Source organism: Granulicella aggregans, from assembly GCF_014203275.1.
In the GTDB taxonomy this organism is placed as follows: Bacteria; Acidobacteriota; Terriglobia; order Terriglobales; family Acidobacteriaceae; genus Edaphobacter.
Genome location: NZ_JACHIP010000003.1, coordinates 594,112 through 615,606, shown reverse-complemented (window position 1 = coordinate 615,606; position 21,495 = coordinate 594,112). Strand labels below are relative to the sequence as shown.

At 56.9% G+C, this 21,495-nt stretch carries 13 protein-coding genes; 5 read left to right on the top strand and 8 right to left on the bottom strand.

Annotated elements, in window-relative coordinates; genetic code table 11:
• Window positions 1–327: 327 nt before the first annotated feature.
• Window positions 328–3,849 carry a TonB-dependent receptor gene (locus HDF16_RS12850; RefSeq protein ID WP_246409043.1) on the top strand — a complete coding sequence of 1,174 codons (3,522 nt, stop codon included), beginning with the start codon at window positions 328–330 and terminating at the stop codon, window positions 3,847–3,849.
• Window positions 3,850–4,004: 155 nt separating this feature from the next.
• Here HDF16_RS12850 and HDF16_RS12845 read toward each other — a convergent pair whose 3' ends face one another.
• The 5 genes from HDF16_RS12845 to HDF16_RS12825 form a co-directional block, all read right to left on the bottom strand.
• Window positions 4,005–4,403 (bottom strand): response regulator, encoded by a 399-nt coding sequence (locus HDF16_RS12845; RefSeq protein ID WP_184217112.1) that lies wholly within the window; start codon window positions 4,401–4,403, stop codon window positions 4,005–4,007.
• Between the two features lies 1 nt (window position 4,404).
• Window positions 4,405–5,418: a diguanylate cyclase gene (locus HDF16_RS12840; protein ID WP_184217110.1), complete on the bottom strand. Its 1,014-nt coding sequence runs from the start codon at window positions 5,416–5,418 to the stop codon at window positions 4,405–4,407.
• A gap of 237 nt (window positions 5,419–5,655) precedes the next feature.
• A complete protein-coding gene (locus tag HDF16_RS12835; RefSeq protein ID WP_184217108.1) occupies window positions 5,656–6,864 on the bottom strand; it encodes an alginate lyase family protein in 1,209 nt (402 codons plus the stop codon).
• A 43-nt stretch (window positions 6,865–6,907) separates the two neighbouring features.
• Window positions 6,908–10,453, bottom strand: a complete 3,546-nt coding sequence (locus HDF16_RS12830) for a TonB-dependent receptor (RefSeq protein WP_246409042.1) — start codon at window positions 10,451–10,453, stop codon at window positions 6,908–6,910.
• Between the two features lie 71 nt (window positions 10,454–10,524).
• Entirely contained in the window at window positions 10,525–13,011 is a 2,487-nt protein-coding gene (locus HDF16_RS12825; RefSeq protein ID WP_246409041.1) for a glycoside hydrolase family 2 TIM barrel-domain containing protein, read from the bottom strand.
• 254 nt (window positions 13,012–13,265) lie between these two features.
• Here HDF16_RS12825 and HDF16_RS12820 point away from each other — a divergent pair, with 254 nt between their 5' ends.
• From HDF16_RS12820 to HDF16_RS12810, 3 genes are all read left to right on the top strand, one after another.
• Window positions 13,266–14,477 carry a hypothetical protein gene (locus HDF16_RS12820; RefSeq protein WP_221312709.1) on the top strand — a complete coding sequence of 404 codons (1,212 nt, stop codon included), beginning with the start codon at window positions 13,266–13,268 and terminating at the stop codon, window positions 14,475–14,477.
• A gap of 191 nt (window positions 14,478–14,668) precedes the next feature.
• The gene (locus HDF16_RS12815) at window positions 14,669–15,433 is read left to right on the top strand and encodes an SDR family oxidoreductase (protein ID WP_184217537.1); all 765 of its coding nucleotides are present in this window, start codon (window positions 14,669–14,671) and stop codon (window positions 15,431–15,433) included.
• 20 nt (window positions 15,434–15,453) lie between these two features.
• The gene (locus HDF16_RS12810) at window positions 15,454–16,278 is read left to right on the top strand and encodes an IclR family transcriptional regulator (RefSeq protein ID WP_184217105.1); all 825 of its coding nucleotides are present in this window, start codon (window positions 15,454–15,456) and stop codon (window positions 16,276–16,278) included.
• A gap of 15 nt (window positions 16,279–16,293) precedes the next feature.
• Here HDF16_RS12810 and HDF16_RS12805 read toward each other — a convergent pair whose 3' ends face one another.
• Genes HDF16_RS12805 through HDF16_RS12795 form a run of 3 tightly spaced genes read right to left on the bottom strand, consistent with a single transcriptional unit; the run spans window position 16,294 to window position 19,386 of the window.
• Window positions 16,294–16,764, bottom strand: coding sequence for a hypothetical protein (locus HDF16_RS12805; protein WP_184217103.1), 471 nt, complete (start codon window positions 16,762–16,764; stop codon window positions 16,294–16,296).
• A gap of 30 nt (window positions 16,765–16,794) precedes the next feature.
• Window positions 16,795–17,625, bottom strand: coding sequence for a 5-dehydro-4-deoxy-D-glucuronate isomerase (gene kduI, locus HDF16_RS12800; protein WP_184217102.1), 831 nt, complete (start codon window positions 17,623–17,625; stop codon window positions 16,795–16,797).
• A gap of 18 nt (window positions 17,626–17,643) precedes the next feature.
• On the bottom strand, window positions 17,644–19,386 hold the full coding sequence (locus HDF16_RS12795; protein WP_184217101.1) for a glycoside hydrolase family 88 protein: 1,743 nt from the start codon (window positions 19,384–19,386) through the stop codon (window positions 17,644–17,646).
• Window positions 19,387–19,571: 185 nt separating this feature from the next.
• On the opposite strand from HDF16_RS12795, the gene HDF16_RS12790 reads away from it, so the two are divergent.
• Window positions 19,572–20,768 carry a glycoside hydrolase family 88/105 protein gene (locus tag HDF16_RS12790; RefSeq protein ID WP_184217100.1) on the top strand — a complete coding sequence of 399 codons (1,197 nt, stop codon included), beginning with the start codon at window positions 19,572–19,574 and terminating at the stop codon, window positions 20,766–20,768.
• The last annotated feature ends 727 nt before the right edge of the window (window positions 20,769–21,495 follow it).

The following is a 21,495-nucleotide window of genomic DNA, read 5'->3' as shown; positions in this document are numbered from 1 at the left end:
ACGTAATTTGCCTCTGGCATAAGGCACATGACGCCGACGCCTGTAGGCAAGCCATCAGAAAAGTCCTCGCCGGAGGGTTGTTCTTGCATGCCCTACACCTCCGGATGGATCACGGTCTCAATCGATCGACGTATGCCTCGCAAAAATATTTTGAAGTAAAGGTTATCTCGCTCACGCGGCTCTATCTAGCTTTTACTTCAATCAGATACACTTGGGCCGGCTTTGAAGCAAGCCAATCTGGTGCGCCAGATAAAACTCCCCTGCCGATCAAGTACGACGGCGCAAAACATAACTACAAAGACAAACAATGCACGTAGAGGATTACGCATGACATTTAAAACACAGATGACCCGCGCCTTCTTTGGCCCGAATGCGCAAGGCTTCCCCCGCACCTTGAAACACTCGTTTGCAATCTTCACCCTGCTGCTTGCAGGAGTCACCTCCGCATTCGGGCAGCTGACCACAGCAGACATCATCGGCACAACCACCGACGGCAGCGGAGCAGTCATTCCAAACGCCAATGTCGTCCTCCTCAATCTCGCCACGCACGAACAGCGCACGGCAACCACCAGCCAGAGCGGAGACTTCACCTTCACCCTGTTGCCCACCGGTCACTACAGCGTCACGGTCACCGCCCCCGGCTTCAAGGCATCGGTCACCAAGGACCTGGCAGTTGAAGCTGGCGACCGCGCCCGCGCAGATGCTCATCTCGAACTTGGCGCAGGCTCGGAGACCGTTGAGGTCACCGCAGCGACTCCCTTGCTGCAGGCGGAAAATGCCACGGTGAGTTCGACAGTTACGGCGAAGGCTGTGCAGGACCTTCCTTTGAATGGACGTAACTTCGTTCAACTGGTTCAGCTTGTACCTGGAGCGAATGAAGGCCCCGGCAACGGTCTCACCAGCGGTGGACGTCCCGACGATCGCCGTTCCACCAGCGGGTTTTCTGTGAATGGACAGGACGACACGCTGAACAACTACGTGATCGACGGTATCGATGACAACGAGCGAGTCATCGGCACCATTGGAGTCAAGCCCAACGTCGAAGGCATTCAGGAGATCACCGTCCAGACGAACAGCTATGCGGCTGAAGCCGGGCGCACCGCTGGTGGCGTGGTCAATCTCGTTACCCGTTCCGGCTCGAACCAGTTTCATGGCACAGCCTACGAATACTTCCGCAACGACATCTTCGACGGCCGCAACGTGTTGCAGACCACGGGCAGCAAGCCTGAGCTTCGTCAGAATCAATATGGCGCAAGCATCGGCGGGCCCATCTTCCACGATCGTACCTTCTTCTATGGCGACTACGAGGGATTTCGCCAAGTCTCCGGCGTTACCTATACCAGCACCGTGCCGACGCTCGATGAGTACACCGATATCCACACGAATGGCGGCGCGGGAATCGTCGCCACTGGAAACGGTACCCAGGGATTACCGGTCGATCCGATCGCACTGGCTTACCTCTCGCTTTTCCCTGCTCCTACCAACAGCGGTCTCACCAACAATTATGTTGTAAGCCCGAGCAAGACACAGAACAGCAATCTCTTTGACGTTCGTATCGATCACCAGTTCAACCCGAATAACCTGTTCTTCGGTCGCTATACCTACAACAAGGTCAACACGGTCACGCCGCAGGCTCTTGGAACTGCGAATGGGCTCGACATCAGCGGTGGCCGTTACATCTTCGCTGGTCCAGCGGCGGATACAGGCCAGCAGTATGCCTTCAGCTTTACCCACATCATCAATCAGAACCTTGTGGTCGATCTGAAGGCTGCCTATACACGTATCAACAATCTCTCATTGCCGCTTAACTATGGCAAGAACCCGGATGTCCTTGTCTCGGCGAATGCGCCGGGTTCAACTTTCGGCTCGAATTTGAATAACACTGGGCTTGCATCGTTCCTTACCCCCATCCAGTTTGGCCCCTTCAGCGACATCGGTGATGGTGCCTACGTTCCACTGCAGGACATCGACGGCACCTTCCAATATGCCGGTACCGTCAGCTACACCCTGGGCCGCCACAACATCAAGGCGGGTGGCAGCTTCATTCGCCGCCAGGCACGCAACGTCCAAAGCGCATTCGCTGCTGGCCAGTACACCTTCGGTCTCCCCAGCGACACCTGCGCTCCGGGCACCGGATACAACACGGCCGGTAACAACTGCAACAGCGCCGCATCCAATGGGTCGCTCGGTGCCGCGCAGCAGCAGAACAACCAGCTTGCCTCTTCGTTGGTCGGTGCCTTTTCGGCAGCCAGCCGCAACTACGATCTAAACCCGCCAGACTATCGCAGCTATGAGCCAAGCGGCTTCGTGCAGGATAGCTGGAAGGCAACTCAGAAGCTGACTGTACTCGCCGGCATCCGCTACGACGTATTCACGCCGTTCACGGAAGCTCACAACCACATCGCCAACTTCGACTATCTCGAGGCACTTGGAGCGACTCCCAGCACGATTGCATCCGCATTGAAGGTTGCGAACGTGGGAGGAGTCAACGGGAATGCTGGAATCAAAACCGACTACTCAAACGTGGCCCCTCGTCTCGGATTCTCGATGTTGCTGACCCCGAAGATCGTTCTTCGTGGCGGCTACGGTCTGAGCTTCTTCCCCGGCAACTACACCTCGAACGCCGATCTGAAGAACGCTCCGTTCGTCTCCGTCTACTCTCCAAACTGCCAGTCTCACCTGGCCGTTACCATCGAAGGAAGCGTGGGCGTCAACCCGGCATCGCAGAACCCTGATTGCGCAACCATTACGGGAGCGAGTACGGCCTTCGATCAGGGCCTTCCTCTTCCCACACCGCAGACGATCAACAGCCCCGCACTCTCCTTCGTAGCTGAAGACCCGAAGTTCCGGTCAGCGCTCATCCAGCAGTTCAACCTGCAGGTAGAACAGCAGTTCGGACCGAACGTCCTCACCATCGGCTACGTTGGCAACATTGGTCAGCACCTGCCGGAAGAGATCAACGACATCAACGTACCTCTACCCTTCGTTCCGGGAAGCACTCCGACTGCTGGAGCGCGTCCGCTCTCCACAGTCCTGCCCAATCTCGGCACCACCAACTGGCTGCAGAGCGAAGGTATTTCCAACTACAGCGCTCTGCAGACATCCTTGCAACGGCGTTTCGTAAACGGCCTCGCCTTCGATGCAAACTACACTTGGGCCAAAGCGCTCAGCGACATCACCGGCTTCTCGGAAGAAGGGCAGCAGGGATGGAGCAACGCAAATCCGTACAAGATCCGCCAGATCGAGTACGGCGTAGCGGAGAACGAAATCGCAAACCGCTTCGCTCTCTCACTCAACTACGAACTCCAGTACGGCAAGAGCTTCACGGGCATCAAGAAGGCCGCGTTCTCTGGCTGGCAGGCGAACACCATCGCTGTCTGGCAGAGCGGCAAGCCGTTCTCGATCGTCAACGGAGGCAGCGGCCGCGCCGGTGTCGACGGTACTTACGGTAATCGTGCGACGCCGTTCAACAACGGCGGCGGGGATCGTCCCAACCAGATTGGCAATCCGCACCTCGCTCACAAGACCAATGCGGAGTACTTCAACGTAAACGCCTTCGCTCCGCAGCCTCTTGGGACTGTGGGTAACTTCCAGCGCAACTCACTCTTCGGACCTCAGTTCCGTCACGTCGATCTCTCGGTGTTCAAGTCTTTTCCGGTCACCGAGCGGGTCGCAGTACAGTTCCGCGCCGAGGCGTTCAACATCTCCAACACGCCTAACTTCTACATCAACAACAACAGCGGCAACGGCGCCACTCAGATCGCCAGTTCCAGCTTCGGACAGGTAACTGGCGTGGACCCGAACTACAGTCCTCGCGAGTTCCAGTTTGCTCTGAAGGCGTCCTTCTAACTAGGCAGGGGAGTCGCTAGACGGCGTACTCCCCTGCTCTTCCCCGCAAAGGTGCGCTTTGAGCGTTAGGCAGGATGAAGTTGAAAGTCCTATGGGGACTGGATCAAGGCTGACGGCGGTCTGCGAGCCTTGGGAAGAGGCGGTCGTCGAAAGCTCTAAGCGCTAGGATCATGGTCGAAGACAAAGAAGTTACCCAGTTTGTCGTTCAACATCTTGGCGTCGAATGGCTTCATGAGGTATTCGTCCGTGCCGGCCTCGAATGCCTCCCTGATGTGATCGACGTCGCTTTCTGTGGTGCAGAAGATCACCTTCGGCTCCGTCCCTCCGCTGGCGGCCCTGAGATGTCTTAGAAATTGAATTCCACTCATCACGGGCATATTCCAGTCGAGCAGAATGACATCTGGCATCTTGAGCGTGCATTGGTCGAGAGCTATCTGGCCGTTTTCCGCCTCTTGAATATCGAGCCCAGTGTGTCGCAGGAAACGACGCGCAACCTTTCGGACGGTAGGCGAGTCATCGACCACTAAACATGTCTTCGCAGCCATCTCGGCCATACTAGATAACCTCTATCCTGTTTCTTCCGGCCGCCTTTGCTCGATAGAGAGCTGCGTCACCTCGTCCAATCCATTCGCTAAGGGCATCCCCCGGTTCGTAGCAGGACACACCGATTGATAGAGTTATCTCCTTGACCGGCTGATCGGTGCCAAACGATCCCGCCTGACGAAGCAGCGCGCGTTGGATGTTTTGCGCGACAATGTAGGATGCCTGGTTGTCTGCCCGTGGCAGAAGTACTGCAAACTCTTCTCCTCCGTAGCGGGCGACATAATCCTGGCCGCGCACAGCCAACTCCAGCGTCTTGGCCACCTGACGCAACACCTGGTCGCCTACCTGGTGACCCCAGGTATCGTTGACCTTTTTAAAATGATCGATATCGACCATTAAAAGGCCTAGGTCTTCGCCCGAATTCATCGCGTCGCCAGCCAGCCTTCGGATCGTCTGATCGAACGATTTGCGGTTTGCCACACCTGTAAGGCTGTCGAGGGTTGCATCTTTCAAGGCGTATTCAAGATTGCGCTCGAGAGTCTGGATTTTCGTGGATGACTCGCGCATCCTTGCCCCTAGATACTCCGTTCGCCCCGCCATCTTCTTGCTTTCCTGAACAAGATGCTCCACAGACCTTCGGAGGGTAGCCATCTCATCGCATAGAGCGCCGGAGGCAAAGGTTGCAAGCGTCGAGCCAAACTGCCGAGCGTCGGCGCGGCCGCCGTCCGCCAAAGCAATCACGTCCTGAAGAGTTTCGAGTACCCGGGATGAGGCCTCTCGAATCGCCTCTTCTTCTTTGCTGGAAGACAGGAAACTCACGTAGAGATCCCGAAGGGTCGCATCATCAAAGGTCGCTTGATTACTGATGAGAGCGTTCATGGTCCGCGCGAGCGGCGGATTGGTCCCGGAGTGGTACTCCCACCAAAGCGCGTAGTTCTCGGGCGTTCCCACTATGTCGTAAGCGTTCAGGCTCTCGACGATGGTATCCGTGATTGCCTTGCCGCGCGCGCTTAAGCCTGAAAGCATGGCCTCTCCAAGTTCCCGACTGTTTTGACCAGGACTGGCTCTTCTGAGCACCTCGGGCGTCCTCTTATCGTCCAGACTCCATCAAGAGTACATACCGCCGTTGAAACTCCATATACAACGAATAAGTGATCCCGTTCCGCATGAAACACCCTTACGCGGGCCGGTGAATCGCAAAAGGTCAGGCCAGGCGCCGAACGCTGCCCTCCGACCGACCGCTCCATCGGCCAACATTAAAGTTCACCTGGTCAGATCTTTACCAAACCATAAGACCGGCTGCCGAACTGGATAGTTACGAATGACCTCAGGATCAATCGGATCAGGATTGAGGCGCGCCCAGAGCGTTAAGTACTCGTCCTGATCACAAGCCAACCCCGCGAAGAGCAATCCTGGGGATCTCACCGGAAACGATTCAAAGTGTTCGACGTCTTTCTTGTAAGGCCATGCTCCCCTGTCTTTCAGAAAAGGATAAAGAAAAGCAGCTCCCTTACAAATGCCGCGACCATCGGGCAGGGCAAACTCAAAGAGGTCTCGCTGCGCATCTCGCAGCGACTGACAGAGCATAGCCATCACATCAAAGTTGAAGATCGAATAGCTATAGGGTTTGGTCCGCGCCAGTTCTTTTGGGAAACTGCCATCGACGCCCATTTGATCCTTAAGGAATGTCTCTCTGTATTGCTCGGCAATCTCCGTGCGTGTTTCGTTATCGCCAACCAACCGTGCAAACTCCGAAGCCTGCAATGCCCAGCAGACAGCATGGTTGTTCAACGCGTCTCTCTCCTTAATTCCTTTCTCACTCGTCTTCATCCACTGCAGGTATCTCTTGAACCAGTCGAGCATCGCCGAGTACTCCGCCGCGCTCAACAGCTTTGGACCAACGATACTCGCCGCTCTGGCGACCTCTACAAGATGCAATGTGTCGATAATTCCATACGACCTTCCGGTCGACACACCATGAACTCCCTGTGAGAACTCAAGGTTCGGGGTCATGCGTGTCTCAGGCGCGATAAACCACGCTCGAAGATGATCGGCCGCGTGCTGCCCGAAGCGTTGATTGCGAGTCAGCACCCATGCGGCCGTCAGGGCCGGCATCTGGATCGACAAGGCAATCATCGCCTTACGGTGTTCATTGAAGTTGTCAGGATTGCTTTGCCCATCTCGATTGATATACGGCCCGTTCGGATTCTTTGGGTTCGGCCAGAAGTAGTCTGCCTGCGAGAAGAAATCGTGAAGGCCGCCCGGACTCTTTGACGATGGATAGCTGGTGATCGTATGCGGTGCAAGTTCCACGTACCGCGTCGCCGCCTCAAGGATGCGGCGACGATCAGTACGTTCTACAAGCGCATAACCCTTATCGACATGGGATTCGCCGAGCGCGCTGTGCCCTGCGAAGGCAAGCGCGCTATAGCCAAACTCCCGCCGAGTTATCCTATCCAGTTTCAACATCATTGATTCCCTCGAACCGGCGCCGTTCTATTGCAATGGCACCGGGTTAGAACAACAGACGGCCGCCTACTTGAAGCACGCGCATGTTGCCCGCGCCTGTGATCACGCCAAACGCGCTTGTGCTGCTGAGTGTGCCTCCGGGCGCGTTGAGGTTTACGAAGTTGAAGACATTTGTAGCCTCTCCTCGGAACTGGAACTTCACACGCTCGTAGATGTTGAAGTCCCGGAAGATCGCTGCATCAACATCTTTGTATCCGGGACCATCAAGCGAGTTCGGGCTGACCATGCCGTCGAGACCTGAAACTCCCCCGCCCGCCGGACAGCCCGCGGATCCTGACCGGCAATACGCAGAGGTGTCGAACCACTGCTTACGCTCCGCCGCTCGCGATCCGTTGCTAAGCGTGTGCGCAAACTTTCCAGCGAGGAGGTTCGGTCGGTCGTTGTTATCACCATCCACATTGTCATCCGTGCCGCTTGTAATGTTGAAAGGCTTACCGCTGCGCAGCGTAGTAATTGCGGAGATCGACCACCCGTTCAGCAACGCCCTCGTTATGCCATTGAAGCTCCCAAAGTAGTCAGGCTTCCACACTGCGGAAACGACTGCCTGATGACGTACATCGTTATCCGTACGCTGGCGCTCCAGACCGAGGTTGTAATAGTCCTCAGGCTCCGTGGTACCGCTGTTTCCAATATTTCCGGTCGTCTGCAACGATGCCGACGCCAGGCCCTTGCTCCAGATATAGAAGCCATTCACGCTTACGTGATTGCTCAACCGCTTCACCACGGAGACTTGCAGACCGTTGTAGTTCGTCGTCTGGCCGTCCTCGATCACATACGCATTGCTGTAGTACTTCGAACCCACAGCAGGATTCGCGCAGGTTGTCGCCGTCGCCACGGGAACGGCGTCAAACGGGCGCCGGCAGTTCACATTGCCGGTCACGTTCGATGCCGGATTCGCGGTATTGAAGATCGGGGCGTTGTGATCGATGTAGAGCGGTATCTTTCTGCTGAAAGCCCCGACATAGTTGATCGTTACGGCGAGGTCTTTGCTGAACTGCTGCTGCACACCGAAGTTCACCTGAGTGTTGTAAGGCCAGCGCATTCCCTTCTGTAGAAATACCAGCGAAGCTGGCGAAACATACTTCGGATTCGTCTTGCTATAGATGTAAGGGAATGGAGAGACGCAGCCAGCAAAGTCCTGGCAGTCCGTGGAGTAGATATTCTGCAAGCTCACAACGTGGCTGAACGCGCCGGTCTCGCGAACTGCGAAGGGTTGAAAGTTTTGTGAAAGCATCCACTCGTTCCCGGAGATGCTGTCGAAGAACAGCCCAGCGCCTCCATGGAAGACCGTACGACCAGTGTGGAACGCGTCATACGTGAAGCCTACACGCGGCGACATGTGGTTGTAGTTCGTGCCTACGCCGCCAGCAGGCACGCCAGGATCTCCAGGAAACAACTGCCCCGGTATCGCCAAAGGAGAGACCGTCGATTGCGACCCCGGTTGAAATACGGCAATGCGGCTTTGATTGTCGATCGGTGCGGTCTGCACGTCATAGCGCACCCCGAGATTCAGCGTCAGTGTCGGCGTCACTCTCCAGTCATCCTGCAGAAAGACTCCGTAGTTCCAGTAGCGCTCGTTCGCATCATCGGGCGAGTCCTGGCCCATCGTGTTCGGATGGCCAATGAGAAAATCGGCAATCGCCGCGCCGGTCTTCACAAACCCTACCTGGGTCGCCGCCGTCTTAGGCACAGTTGAGTTAGCGAAACTGAATGTGCCGTAGTTGTTCAGCAAGGTCTCCAGGTGGTCGTACTCGAGATAACCCTCGCCACCCACGTTGATCGTGTGCTTCCCCCGCGTCGTGCTGTACACATCGCGAAGTCCGTAGACGTTGTCGCCCGCGACGGGTCCACTAATTGCATTCGCGAGATGAAAGAAGTTCGCCACGCTGATGTCCGGCAACGACTGCGTCCCTTGCACATTGATGTCCGATCCGAATGCAGCCAAGGACTCCGGAGGGTTGCTGATGCGTCCGGCGATCATGCGCGTGTAACTTGCCCAGATCTGGTTGACGCTGCGCGCGGAGAGTGTCCAGACATCGCTTACGTTTGCGTTCTGCTGCCGGTAGGTATAGTTCGAGAGCGCCCATCCGGGCAGGTTGCTGCCTGAAGGAAGATTGATCTGCGATCCATTCGATTGAAAGTAGTCCAGCGTCATGCGGTGATGCGGAATGAACTGAAGATCGCTCTTGATCAGAAACTCATTGGTTGAGTTTGGAAGTCCCTCCACCCCGAGAAACCGATTGTCAGGGGTGGGACGGTTCGCGGACGGAAGCGGTACGTTCTTCGAAAGGACTGCGGCTGCTACCGGATCTGGAACATAATTTGGATCGAGATCCAGACGATTCCCTGCCACCGGAAGATGGGTAACAGGGTCGCAGACAAAGAAGGCTCCTCCATAGTTCGTCCTCGCCTTATCGGCTGCATTCAACGTCGTTGCGCATCCTGCAAGTCCTGCAGCCGGCGTGGTTGTCGGGAGATTCTCGGAGAAGTTTCCGACACGCTGCAGGGCGTCAGGCACTACGGTGTTGAACGTCTGCGGACTGACCTGCCTTAGGCCGCCATAGCTGCCGAAGAAGAAGATCTTATCTTTCATCACCGGCCCGCCCAGCGTCGCGCCAAAGCGGTTGATGTGCTGCGGTGTTCTCGCTGTCTGTAGCCAGGCATCGGAGTTAAAGTTCGTCTCCTGATGGAACTCGAACACTGACCCGTGTACCTGGTTCGATCCCGACTTGGTCAGCACCGAAACCACGCCCGCGCCCGTCCGCCCATACTGCGCACCGAAGTTATTGGTCTCCACCGCGAACTGATCGATCGCATCTGGATTCGGAATTACGTTGCCCGTATTACGCAGGCCGGTCATGTTCAAGCCACCATCGAGGTAGTAAGTGACCTGACCGACCATGTTGTCTGAAGAGCCGTTGATGATGACGTGCTCCATCGGAACGCCGATGGAGTTCTCATTCGACACACTCTGCACGCCCGCAGTCAAACTTAGCAGCTGGTAGGCGTCGCGATTCACCAGAGGGAGGTTGTCCACCTCGCGATTGTCGATCGTGCGGCCCAGCACGGAGTTACCCGTATTCACCAGCGGGACCTCCGATGTGACCGTGACCACTACCGATTCGCCACCGGCCTCAAGAGCAAAGTTGATTCCCGCCTCCTGGGTTGCGTTCAGAGTAATGCCTGTCTGCACCAACTCTTTGAATCCCGCTGCCTTTACCTGTACTTTGTAGGGCCCTACAGGCAGGAACTCCGCTCGATACGATCCATCCGATTTACTGACCGTCGTGCGCACAAAGTTCGTTGCTGTCTGGGTAAGGACCACGGTTGCATTAGGGATGAGCGCTCCGCTTGCGTCCGCTACAATTCCGAACATAGTCGCCGTACTAAGCTGCGCGCTTAGCGTTCCCTGCAATCCGAACAGAAAGAACATCGCAACCAGGATCGCCGGAAACGCCTTCACCAAAGTGCGCTCCGCGGGTGCGTATGGAGATACTGAATTCTTCTTTTCGATCATTTCCTTGAACGTCATGGCCATTCTCCTCAGTGCGAAACAATGCATCTTAGTAATCCGTTGAGAAACGTCTGTCATTCGAAGCTGCTTCATGGGATCTCTAAAAATGCGGGCGGCAGACCTTGGGCTGTCACTCCAAGCACGCATCCACCTTTGCGGGCGATGGATATCTCGGCGCGTCCATTTGCAAGCTGAGCCTCACGCGAGCCATGTACCGTGCCGAGATTGTCGATCAATCGACCGCCACCCGCGAGCGAAAAACGAACCGTGTCCCGCGCATCGAGACACGGCAGCCCCCTGGCGTCATAGAGTGTCAGTCCGACCGTGATCGACTCTGCATTACGTCGCTTCTCGGCCAGCTTCATCGTTGTGGGCTTACCCCACTCTTCGGTCGCATAGACAAGTTCGATCTGATCGGTCACGGTCACACCGCCTTGCCTCGCGACAACGCGAAGCCGGTTTTCTCCCTTGGCGAAGGTCACATCCCATCGCAGGCCTGCTGCAGGAAAGTTCTGGCTATCGCGCTTCTTACTTCCAAGCGATTGTTCATTGAGAAATAGCTCTGCCTGCTCGCAGTTCGAGTACACCAGCACTTCTCGGTGCTCGCCCTCCTTGCCCCAACGAACCGGCCAGCTATGCCCGTAGATGTGGGCCATCGGCTTCTCTGTCCAATAGGATTGAAAGACGAAGTAGGACTCCTTCTTCGTCAGGTCCCGCTCGACAACCCCCTTCTGGTTGATCCGAGGAATGCAGCTATCGCCTCGCAACGGCGATGCAAAGTCTTTGAAGATCCACTGGGCCGATCCCGTAAGCCAATCGAGCTTCTCCTGCGTCTTCAAGTGCCAGTCGAAGAGGCGGCACGCATAGGTCTCCGACCAGTCCCCATCCCTCGAAACGCGAACCGGACCACCCGTCTTCATATATGCGAGCCCGCGCTCGTCCGTATAAGCGTCTCTCGCGACACCGCGCAATACCGCTTCTGGGTCTTCGGAGTGCCTTCCAGCGTGGCTATCGGCACCCCACTCCGCGTGGAAGAAGCGCTTCACTCTGCCCCGCTGTGTCGTCAGACTCGCCTCGTAGTCGCGATAATTCCCTCCATACCATCCTGCCCAGATCGACGGCGAATACACGTCTGGAATATCCCGGGCGAAGTCGCATCGGCGAAACGAAGTCAGCCGCGATCCATCCAGCCGATGCGCAAGGTCACGCATCTCTGTCATGAACTCGCGAATGGCCTCCTTGTCGATGCTCGGATACTCATCGGGCCAATCGTCTTCGTTGCCAAGCCCCCATAGAATGATCGAGGGATGGTTGTAGTGCTGCTCGATCATGTGCGTAAGCATCCCTTTGGCTTGCTGCTTGAACGCCTCATCGCCAACACCAGCGCGACACCACGGCACCTCCTCCCACACCATCAGCCCCAGCTCGTCGCATAGGTCGAGCACCAACCGATCCTGCTGATAATGAGCAAGCCGAATGAAGTTTGCTCCCATCTCGTGGATCAGTTGCAGCTCCTGCCGGACCTGCTCGTCGCTCATCGCCGCTGCGACCCCTGCGTGGTCTGCATGACGATGCGTGCCGCGCAACAACACCCGCTTTCCGTTCAGGTGAAACGGGCCGTTCTCAAGAAACTCATACCGGCGCACGCCGAACTTGTCTTTAATGCGCGTCGTACCCTCAGCGCTCGTCAAGTTCACCGCGCAACGATAGAGATGTGGCGTCTCCGGCGACCAAAGCTGGGCTGCGGCTATGGAGAAATCATCAAGCTCCACGAACCCATCCCAGGGCGCGAGCGTCTTCGTGGACTCATGCACCACCTGCCCCGCTCCGTCCAACACGCGCGTCGCAACCTCGCAGGATGAAGTCCGCCGCGTTGGGTTGTAGAGGCGTGCCTTCACCGACACCCGGGTTGTTCCGTCCGTGCCGAGGGTCGCTAAAACATGAACCGTCTCCAACGCGAGGCCCGGCAGATAGACCAGACTCACATGCCGGTACAGACCTCCATAGAGACAAAAGTCACTCTGATCGGAGGGCACTCGCTCGAGGTCAGCGGCGTTATCGCACACCACACAGACAGGGATGCCTCCCTTCGTTTCGGCCGGCGACGCCCCCTTGATGGCATCGGTAATGTCGAAGGAGAATTCGTCGTACCCACCTTTGTGAGTTCCCACCAGCGTCTGTCCGACCCAGACGGTTGTCGTCTGCCCCGCACCCTGGAAGTGCAGCATCGTCCGCCCCTGAGCAAAGGGGTTTGCTATCTCAATCCGGGTCCGATAACTCCCCAGCCCGCGGAAATAGGGGACATCCGGGTCGCACGCGTCCATGGCATTGAAGCAATGCGGCAGGCCGGTCGCGTGCCATTCATCGTTCTCCTCTGCCCTCCACACCTGCCACTGTCCAGAGGTTGGCCCCTGCCGAAACTGCCAGCCGCCGTCCAATCTCTTCGGGGACACGACGGGCTCGTCCGTACCATCAACGGCCTCGACCGAATCTGCTCGAACCGGCGTGCCGAGCACAGCAGCGGCAGTCGTCATGGAAGCCGAAATCAGGAACTGCCGGCGAGTTGAGTCGAGCAATTGGAACCTCGTATGCAGAAGCACGGCCACGCTCTGCCTCCAAGATCGCCACTGGCAAGTGACTCACAGTTTGGTTCAAACCTCTCGCCGCAATAGCTTTTGAATCTTCAAATTACGTTTCCGTCCCGCATTGTGACAAACGTCCCTTGCGAGTGCTATCTCGCGCGAGTAGGATTCGGTCGTCAACCAAAGTGAGTCGAAACGTAACAACTCGAGAAGCCTGGCTGCCTCAGACGAAGCAGGAGCGTGACGATGTGCTGCTGGAACTCCACCGCATCTCCGTCAGCCCCCACTTTTGCAACAGCAAGCGCTACCCGGCGCTGCTCCAATACATCGTCGAATCGACCCTTGCAGGCAGATCCGAACTTCTGAAGGAACGCACCCTCGGCGTCGAAGTCTTCGACCGCCCGCCGCATTACGACACCAACTCCGACACCGTCGTGCGCTACACCGCTGGCGAGGTCCGCAAGCGGCTTTCGCTCTACTATCACGAGCTCGACCATAAGCCGACCATCCAGATAATGCTTCCCGTCGGTTCGTATGTACCGGAGTTCCTACACGCCCTCGACGGCCTTGATGAAGAGCGGCCCCATGCAATAGAGGCGTCGCCAAACATCGATGCGATCGTTCACGCTTCGGGGTTCGAACCGCTCTCGCCAACCGTCTCAGTGCCCGTCCTCATTCCTCCTGTTGGACCGCGCGGTACAAAGCTCTTCCACAAGACGCTCGTTGCCCTCGGCCTCGCATTGATCGCTATCCTCGGGATCGGCCTCGGATGGAGATATCACTTTCCGGCCGATACCACCCCGGTAGACGAGTTCTGGGCACCTCTTCTTCGGGATCATCGCGCCGTCACGCTCTGTAGCGGAGGTGTCGTCTTCAAGAGCGGCAATTTTTCCGGTGTCGTCACCGCTGGCAAGGACATCGAGTATCCCTTCATATCCAGTCAGATCGCTACGGCGATATCGCGCGTCAGTGGCCTTGTCGAACGCCACGGCGCTACCGTCGATCTACAGTTTTCGGCCTCGACACCGATCACCGTTCTGCGCGAGCAGCCTCTCGTCCTGCTGGGCGGCTACAACAATCTCTGGACCCTCCGGCTGCTCGACTCGCTTCCCTTTCGCTTCAACCCGGAGCCCGAAGGCGCGGCCATCATTGAAGTCGCGCAGCCAACCCACCGCTGGGCCCGCGATCAAAGCCAGCCCTACTCCAGCGCCGACGACTACGCTCTTGTCGCGCGCTTCCGCGACTCCACTACTGACAGCTGGGTCATCGTCATCGCTGGCCTGGGACGAAATGGCACCGAAGCCGCTGCTCAGTTTGCCACCAGCCCCCGCTATATGCAGTTGCTTCGCGACCAGCTTGGTTCCAACTTCGGAAGCAGGAACGTCGAAGCTCTCATGCAGGTCAAAGTGATCGATGGCAAGACCGGCGCACCCGCCATGCTCGCTGCACGCGCCTGGTAGTTCGCCAACGCGCGCCTCTGTGATGTACTGGCATACATCGCGGCGTCCCGCATAACGGGACGCCGCGATGGAATCAAGAGCCGTGTCGTTGACAACCCTTTGCCTAAACAAAAAGAATGACGCGGTGGGCCTTTCGGTTTTAGGTCCGAGTGTGGAGAAGCGTTCAGCATATCTTGGAAAGTTCGAAAACCATGGGAGTACTCGACCAGTTTCGCCTCGATGGAAAGATTGCACTGGTTACCGGCTCCGCCAGCGGCCTTGGAGCCGCCATCGCCATCGCATTGGCGGAGGCCGGAGCCTCCGTCGCATGCCACGGCAACCGCCGCCCCGCCGATGCGACGGCCGAGACGATTGGATTGCTGGGACGCAAGTCGCGCAGTTTCTCTGCCGATCTCGGAAAGCCTGACGGTGCAGACCTCTTATACGAAGCTATCTCCGCAGAGATGGGCGCGCCGGACATTCTGGTGAACAACGCGGGCACGATCTACCGCGAACCAGCGGAGACCTATGACCTGCAGGCATGGATGGACGTGCTCCAGGTGAACCTGAACAGCGTCTTTCGGCTGTGCCAGCTGGCCGGCGCACCGATGCTGGAACGACGGCAGGGAAAGATCATCAATATCGCATCGCTGTTGTCGTTTCAGGGTGGAGTTCGCGTGCCCGCCTACGCCGCATCCAAGGGCGGCGTCGCCCAGCTCACCAAGGCACTCGCGAATGAATGGGCCGGTCGCAATGTGCAGGTGAACGCGATCGCTCCGGGTTACTTTCGCACAGACAACACCTCTGCCTTGCAGCAGGATGAGACTCGCAACCGCCAGATACTCGAAAGAATCCCAGCCGCACGCTGGGGTGAGCCGGAAGACATCGCGGGTGCCGCCGTATTCCTCGCCTCCGCGGCAAGCAACTATGTCTCAGGCGAAGTGCTTGTGGTCGATGGCGGATGGATGGCACGATAATGGCAGAACCGGAGACTTCCATGGCAACCACTCTGACGAAGGCCCGCACTTCAGGCGCTGCCTATCAGCTGCATAGCCTTGACCGCGCGGTCTCCATTCTCGACTTGCTTGGCGAAAGTTCTTCCCCGCTCAGCCTCGCGGATATATGCCAGCAAATGGCCTTACATAAGAGCACAGCCCATCGGTCGCTGATGGTTTTAGAAAATCGCTCTCTCATCGAGCGCACCGGCGACAACCGCTTTCGCCTCGGCATGAGACTTCATGAGTTGGGAAATCGCGCTGTCCAGCAAGTGGATCTACGCACCCGCGCCAATCCCTATTTTTCACGCCTCTCCGCAGGTCTGGGCGAAACCATCCACCTCGGTATCCTGAATAAGACATCCGTGGTCTATCTCGACAAGATGGAGTTGAAGCACAAAGTCTGCCTCCAGTCCCGCGCGGGAAACTCAAACCCGGTCTACTGTACGTCGATGGGTAAGGCTTTACTCGCCTTCCAGCCATTGGAGGTCATCGACCGCATCATCGCGAAGATTCGCTTCGTCCGTTACACCGAGAAAACGATCTGTACTCGCGAAGCATTGCTTAAGTCTCTGGATAAGGTCCGCGAATGTGGCTATTCCATCGACGACCAGGAGATCGAAATGGGAGTGCGCTGCGTCGGCGCACCCATCTTCGATAGCAACCACCGACCGATTGCAGCGATGAGCGTCTCCGGCCCCTCATCACGCATCACGCTCCAGAGCGTACCGTCGATCGCCGAACAAGTGTTACGCTGCAGTCGCGAGATCTCCGCGTCCTTCGGGGCAAAGCTGACCGGCAGGCCCTACCTGCACTCCGCTTCCTAAAAGGCACTGCCCCCTCTAATGGGCTGCTTCTGCCTTGATCACGATCGTCTGAAAGACTTCCCCCGGCGCGATGATCAACTGGTGCGGCGTTCCCGCCGGTATGTGGACGATGTCGCCCTTGGAGATCGTCTGCGTCTTCCCGTTCTCGACACTCGTTCCCTTTGTTTCGTCATCCTTGTCCGTGTGGGCATTGGCGACCGTGCCGCCCGTAATCAGGGTAGCCTTCCCTCCGGTGACGACGAGGATATCGTCGAATCGTCCATGTATTTCGGCTCCCCCATTCGTTGTCCGCACCGAGAGTTTGATGATGGGCGAAGTATTGCCGCCAAGCGTCGCGCCACTGCTGCCAGCCTTCTTCGATTCTTTAACCATCTCCATAAGTCTGGCTGACACATCCTTGTCCGGGAAGACCTCCGTCTTGTTCACGGTCTGCGCGAGACAGGAAGGAATCATCATTGCAGCTATAAAAATCGGAATTACTCTCATGGCTCTCCTCATTGAAAGATCAGGCCCCACTCATCTCAGGTCTTTGATAGAAACCGCATCCATGTCCCCGTAGTCTTGGTTCTCCCCGCCCATGCCCCAGCAAAAGCTGTAGGCGCGCGTGCCCGCACCCGCATGGATTGACCACCCCGGCGAGACCGCAATCTCTCGGTCTTTGATGACAAGATGCCGTGTTTCGTCGGGCGGTCCCATCAAGTGGAAGACACGAGCGTCTTCCGCAAGATTGAAGTACATGTAGATCTCTGAGCGGCGCATGTGCGTATGCGCCGGCATCGTATTCCACGCGCTTCCGCTATGCAGATGGGTCACTCCCATCACTACCTGGCAGCTCTTCGCACCGCCAAGATGAATGTACTTATAGATCGTTCGGAGGTTGCAGGTCTCGGCGCTTCCCACTTCCACTGGGCTGGCGTCTTCCTTGCGAACCAGGGTGGTGGGATAGGTTGCGTGCGCGGGATAGCTAAGAAGATAAAACACCGAAGGCACACCTGGATCATCCGACTGGAATGAGACGGCCTTCGATCCACGCCCCACATAAAGGCAATCCAGGTTTCCAAGCGAGTAACTAGTCCCGTCAACCACGACAGTGCCCCCGTCACCTATGTTCAGCACGCCTAACTCACGGCGCTCCAAAAAGTAGCTCGCCTTCAACGCGTCGTCGGTCGGCAAGAGGATCGCGTCGTCTACTGGAGCAGCCATACCGATAACAGCACGATCCAGATCGACATAGCGGCAACGCAACTGGCCCGGCTTATGGAGATCGTCGATGAGAAAGGTATCGCGTAGCTGCGAAGTCGTCATCGTCGGATACCGGACCGGGTCGGCCATGAGATAGGTCTTCATAGATTCCTCAGGTTGCGTCTACTGGATACCCGCTTCGTGTTTGCCGGGTTGTGGAGTTGTGGCGCGATGCGGTTGTTTCAGTAGCCAGTCGACGAACTCCTCGCCCGCCGCAAAGTTGTCCTGCACTGGAAGCACCTTTCGATGATCGGTGTATTCGTTGTAGAGCCACGGATCGATGACGGCGACGACCGTCCCCTTGCCATACTTTGCTTCTGCTATGACCACGCCTGTCTCGTCGCTCAAGAGCGACCGTGCGGAACCTGTAAGTGAGATCGTGCAAGTATCTTTCATGTAGAGCGTGTGCGGGCCACTAAAGATAGCGCCGGTGCCCGTCACAGGAATTAGGCCCGGCGAAAACTGGTCGCCGATCACGTGATGTGCGAGTGTCTTGTCGAAATGGATTCCGAACTTGTCCGCGAGCAGGTCAAGGTGATCGATGTCACCATTCGCGGGATCATTGGGCATCAATACTAGAATCCCGCCGCCTTCGACCCACTTTGCAATCTCAGCAGCATCCTTCCTCTCCATATAGTTTGGATGAGGGTTCTTGATCGGGATATCAGGCGAAGCGATGATGTAGTAGCTGGCATGTTTGAGCAAGTCCACGGTCGGAGCCTGATCGAGCGCGGCCAGCGTTGCCCCATGACTTGCGAAGATGTGACCGAGCAACGAGAAGCCGCTATCGCTGTAGTCGTCCCACTTGTAGTGGAAATAATCTTCCTGTCCCGACGCACTGCGCCTTTGCTGGCTGTTGAACCATGAATCGATCAGCACCACCTCTCCACGAACCTGGTTCGCTTGAGAGCCCATCTCGATCTCGGTGGCAGCCAACAGGCAAGCGCCAGCTTCACTAGGATCGTCGCTGACGCCTCTCAGTGACAGACTGCTCGTCACACCTCGCCATGCGCGCCTGGCATCTTGCGAGTAGCGCTGCCGAAGATATCCCATCCTAACGCCCCTTTGGAGCGAGTAAATCAAAATGCAGGAGGCGGTCTGCGAACCGGCTGTCTCCCTATGGGCTTGAGGCCAGAGTCCCTCAGATTCGTTCCGATGGAGGATCGCAGCTTTGGCAGTACGGTCAAGAATTGTCAGGAGCGTTCCACGACCGGGATCTTTGGATGGATAAAACTCTAACGAATCGACGAGCGCCATCATGTACCAGCCCATCCCATCCGCGAAGGAACGCGCTCGCTGCTCGGTCGACACAAACTGTTCCGTGATGTCGCGAAAGTTCGTGGGCTCCTGAAATACGGAGGAATACTCGGCATAGAACGGCTCTGCCAGATAGAACTCCTCCATCCCAGTCCGACTTCCTTCAAGTCGCGTTGCGAGTTCTCCACGGAGACGATTCGCAGCCTTGTAGTATTTAGGATCTTGCGTGACGCGATACAGGAGAAGGAGTTGTCGACCCAATGCGAGATCGTCGTCAGGAGTCGATCGATCCAGAGCGACATATTGATCTGCCAAGCGCTTTGCGTAGTGGTAATAGTCGCCAACAGCGCTTTCATACCATGCTGCATCCATACCGCTCAGCAAAATGCCAACTTCGATGGGCCGGGCCGGCTTCTCATTTGCCGAGCCGCGATAGCCATCTGGCCAACGCTCCATAACTGAATTCGCCACGCGCTGCGACCAGGGAAGGACCTGCGCCTGCCCTCGCACGCTGGATGCAAGACAAACGAGCACCGCAATCACAAAGAGTGCCCCGCGTTTCGCAAAGGAACTAGTCGAGTGTCCGGAGAGATCGAGGTAAGAGGTCATTGAGTCGTGGTTGCACTGCCTGTGTTGAAGCATCGAACGCCTGTCACATCTTTGTACCGGAAGGATAGTGGAAGCGTCTCCAGGTTTGACAACTCCGTCCCGCTATATGGGATGCAGCCTGCCTTTCGACAAGGCCAAAGTATTAGGATGATTTGATTGATCTTGACCCAGTTGGAGATTCTGCAATGTATAGAGGCCTCCTGACCGCCGGAGTTGCGGCCTGCATCTTCTTCCTTACGATTCCTCATGCAAGCGGCCAGACCTTGGCACCGGCCTCGCGAAGCAGGGCGGATGTCCCTGGAGTAGGAGACACGCTGGACGACCCTCTTCCGCTTGCCGGTCAGTCTCCGGCACTGAATCGAAGGGCTGTCAGGGCAGCGATGCGCAAGGTCGGCGACTGGGAGCTCCACCGCGCCACTATCTACTTCAATCAGGACTGGACGTTTGCGGCTCTCTACGCCGGATATAGTGCAGCAGCGAAGACGCTCCCCGACGCTGGATACTATGAGGCGATGCTCGCAATGGGAGCGAAGTTCGACTGGAAGCTGGGGCCGCGTCTATCGCACGCTGACGACCAAGCCATTGGACAGACCTATCTGGATCTTTACGAACAAGAGCGAGAAGCCAACAGGATTACCCCCACCAAAGAGCAGTTCGATGCCCTGATGAAGACCGCCGACGATCCCGCGAAGCCTGTCTGGTGGTGGTGCGACGCGCTCTTCATGGCACCACCGGTCTGGGGCCGCCTCTATAAGGCAACGGGCGAGCGATCCTACCTCGATTACATGGATCACGAGTGGTGGATCACATCAAGCCTTCTCTATGATCCACAAGAGCATCTGTACTTCCGCGACGCAACCTTCCTGCAAAAGCACGAGGCCAACGGCAAGAAGCTTTTCTGGTCTCGCGGAAACGGCTGGGTTATGGCCGGGATAGCCCGAGTGCTCGACGAGATGCCGGCCGACTACCCGACCCGCTCCAAATACATCGCACAATATCGCGAGATGGCTGCGCGTATCGCTTCGCTGCAAGGTGCGGACGGTCTCTGGCGTCCCGGACTACTCGATGCGGACGCCTACAAACTGCCCGAGGTTTCTGGGTCGGCCTTCTTCGTATATGCCATGGCCTGGGGAATCAACCAGAGCATCCTCGATCGAAGGACCTATCTGCCAATCGTTCAGAAGGGCTGGAAGGGATTGGTCGAGCATATCTACGTCGATGGCCGCCTTGGTTGCATCCAGCCAATCGGTGCAGCTCCCGGCGACTTCTCAGCTTCATCAAGTTACGTCTACGGCGTTGGCGCGTACCTACTCGCAGGCTCGGAAGTGGATCGGATCGCCGGGGACAGTGGTCGAGACGTGAAGTCGAAGGGTGCGAAGTAAGGGACGAAAATCAGGCTTGCCGCCGAATCAACGCACCAACAGACACGATCTCTTGATGATGATCGGCCTCCTTATTCTGAACCAATCTTGATATTAGTCTTCGGCTCGAACCGACCACAGCAAACCACGATCAGTCCCGCGAAACATCGACCCATCGTCTTTAGCCGACCGAAATAAAATCACTCCGAGTTTAAGGTAGAAGCAGAAGCCTTCCGCCGGGATCATCAGGTGGGCTTGATTGCTACCGTGATGGCATAGCACAGTCCCTATAACAGGATGTCGCGAGGACAAAATGCGAATGCGTGAAAGATGCTTCATTCGCATCTGTGGCACGAACCTTCTTAGAGACCGCAGGCGAACGGTGATGGCTAGCAGCCCTCTACAAGTTGCCCGTTGGATATCCCCCGATCGCAATCGCAAGACGGCTTTATGAGTCTTCAATCGCTCAGCAGATAAGTAACTTTTTTGCCGGCCTCGCCATTTGCTTGCGATTAGGTTCTCAGGGATTGGACTCTATGGCAAATAGGGCATGAAGTGTGCCAGGGGAGTAAGAGAGACACTGGCAACATTTCAGGCCGGGCACGCCAGTAGGTTTTCAAATTCCGAGAGAATTCCCATCGAGCGAAACCGATAACTTCCGAAGGCCTGAAGCATTCGCTCCCTAAGCCGGTCCCAGACGACATCGCTTCGAAGCTATGTCACGATGATGTCGACCACCTTCCACAGA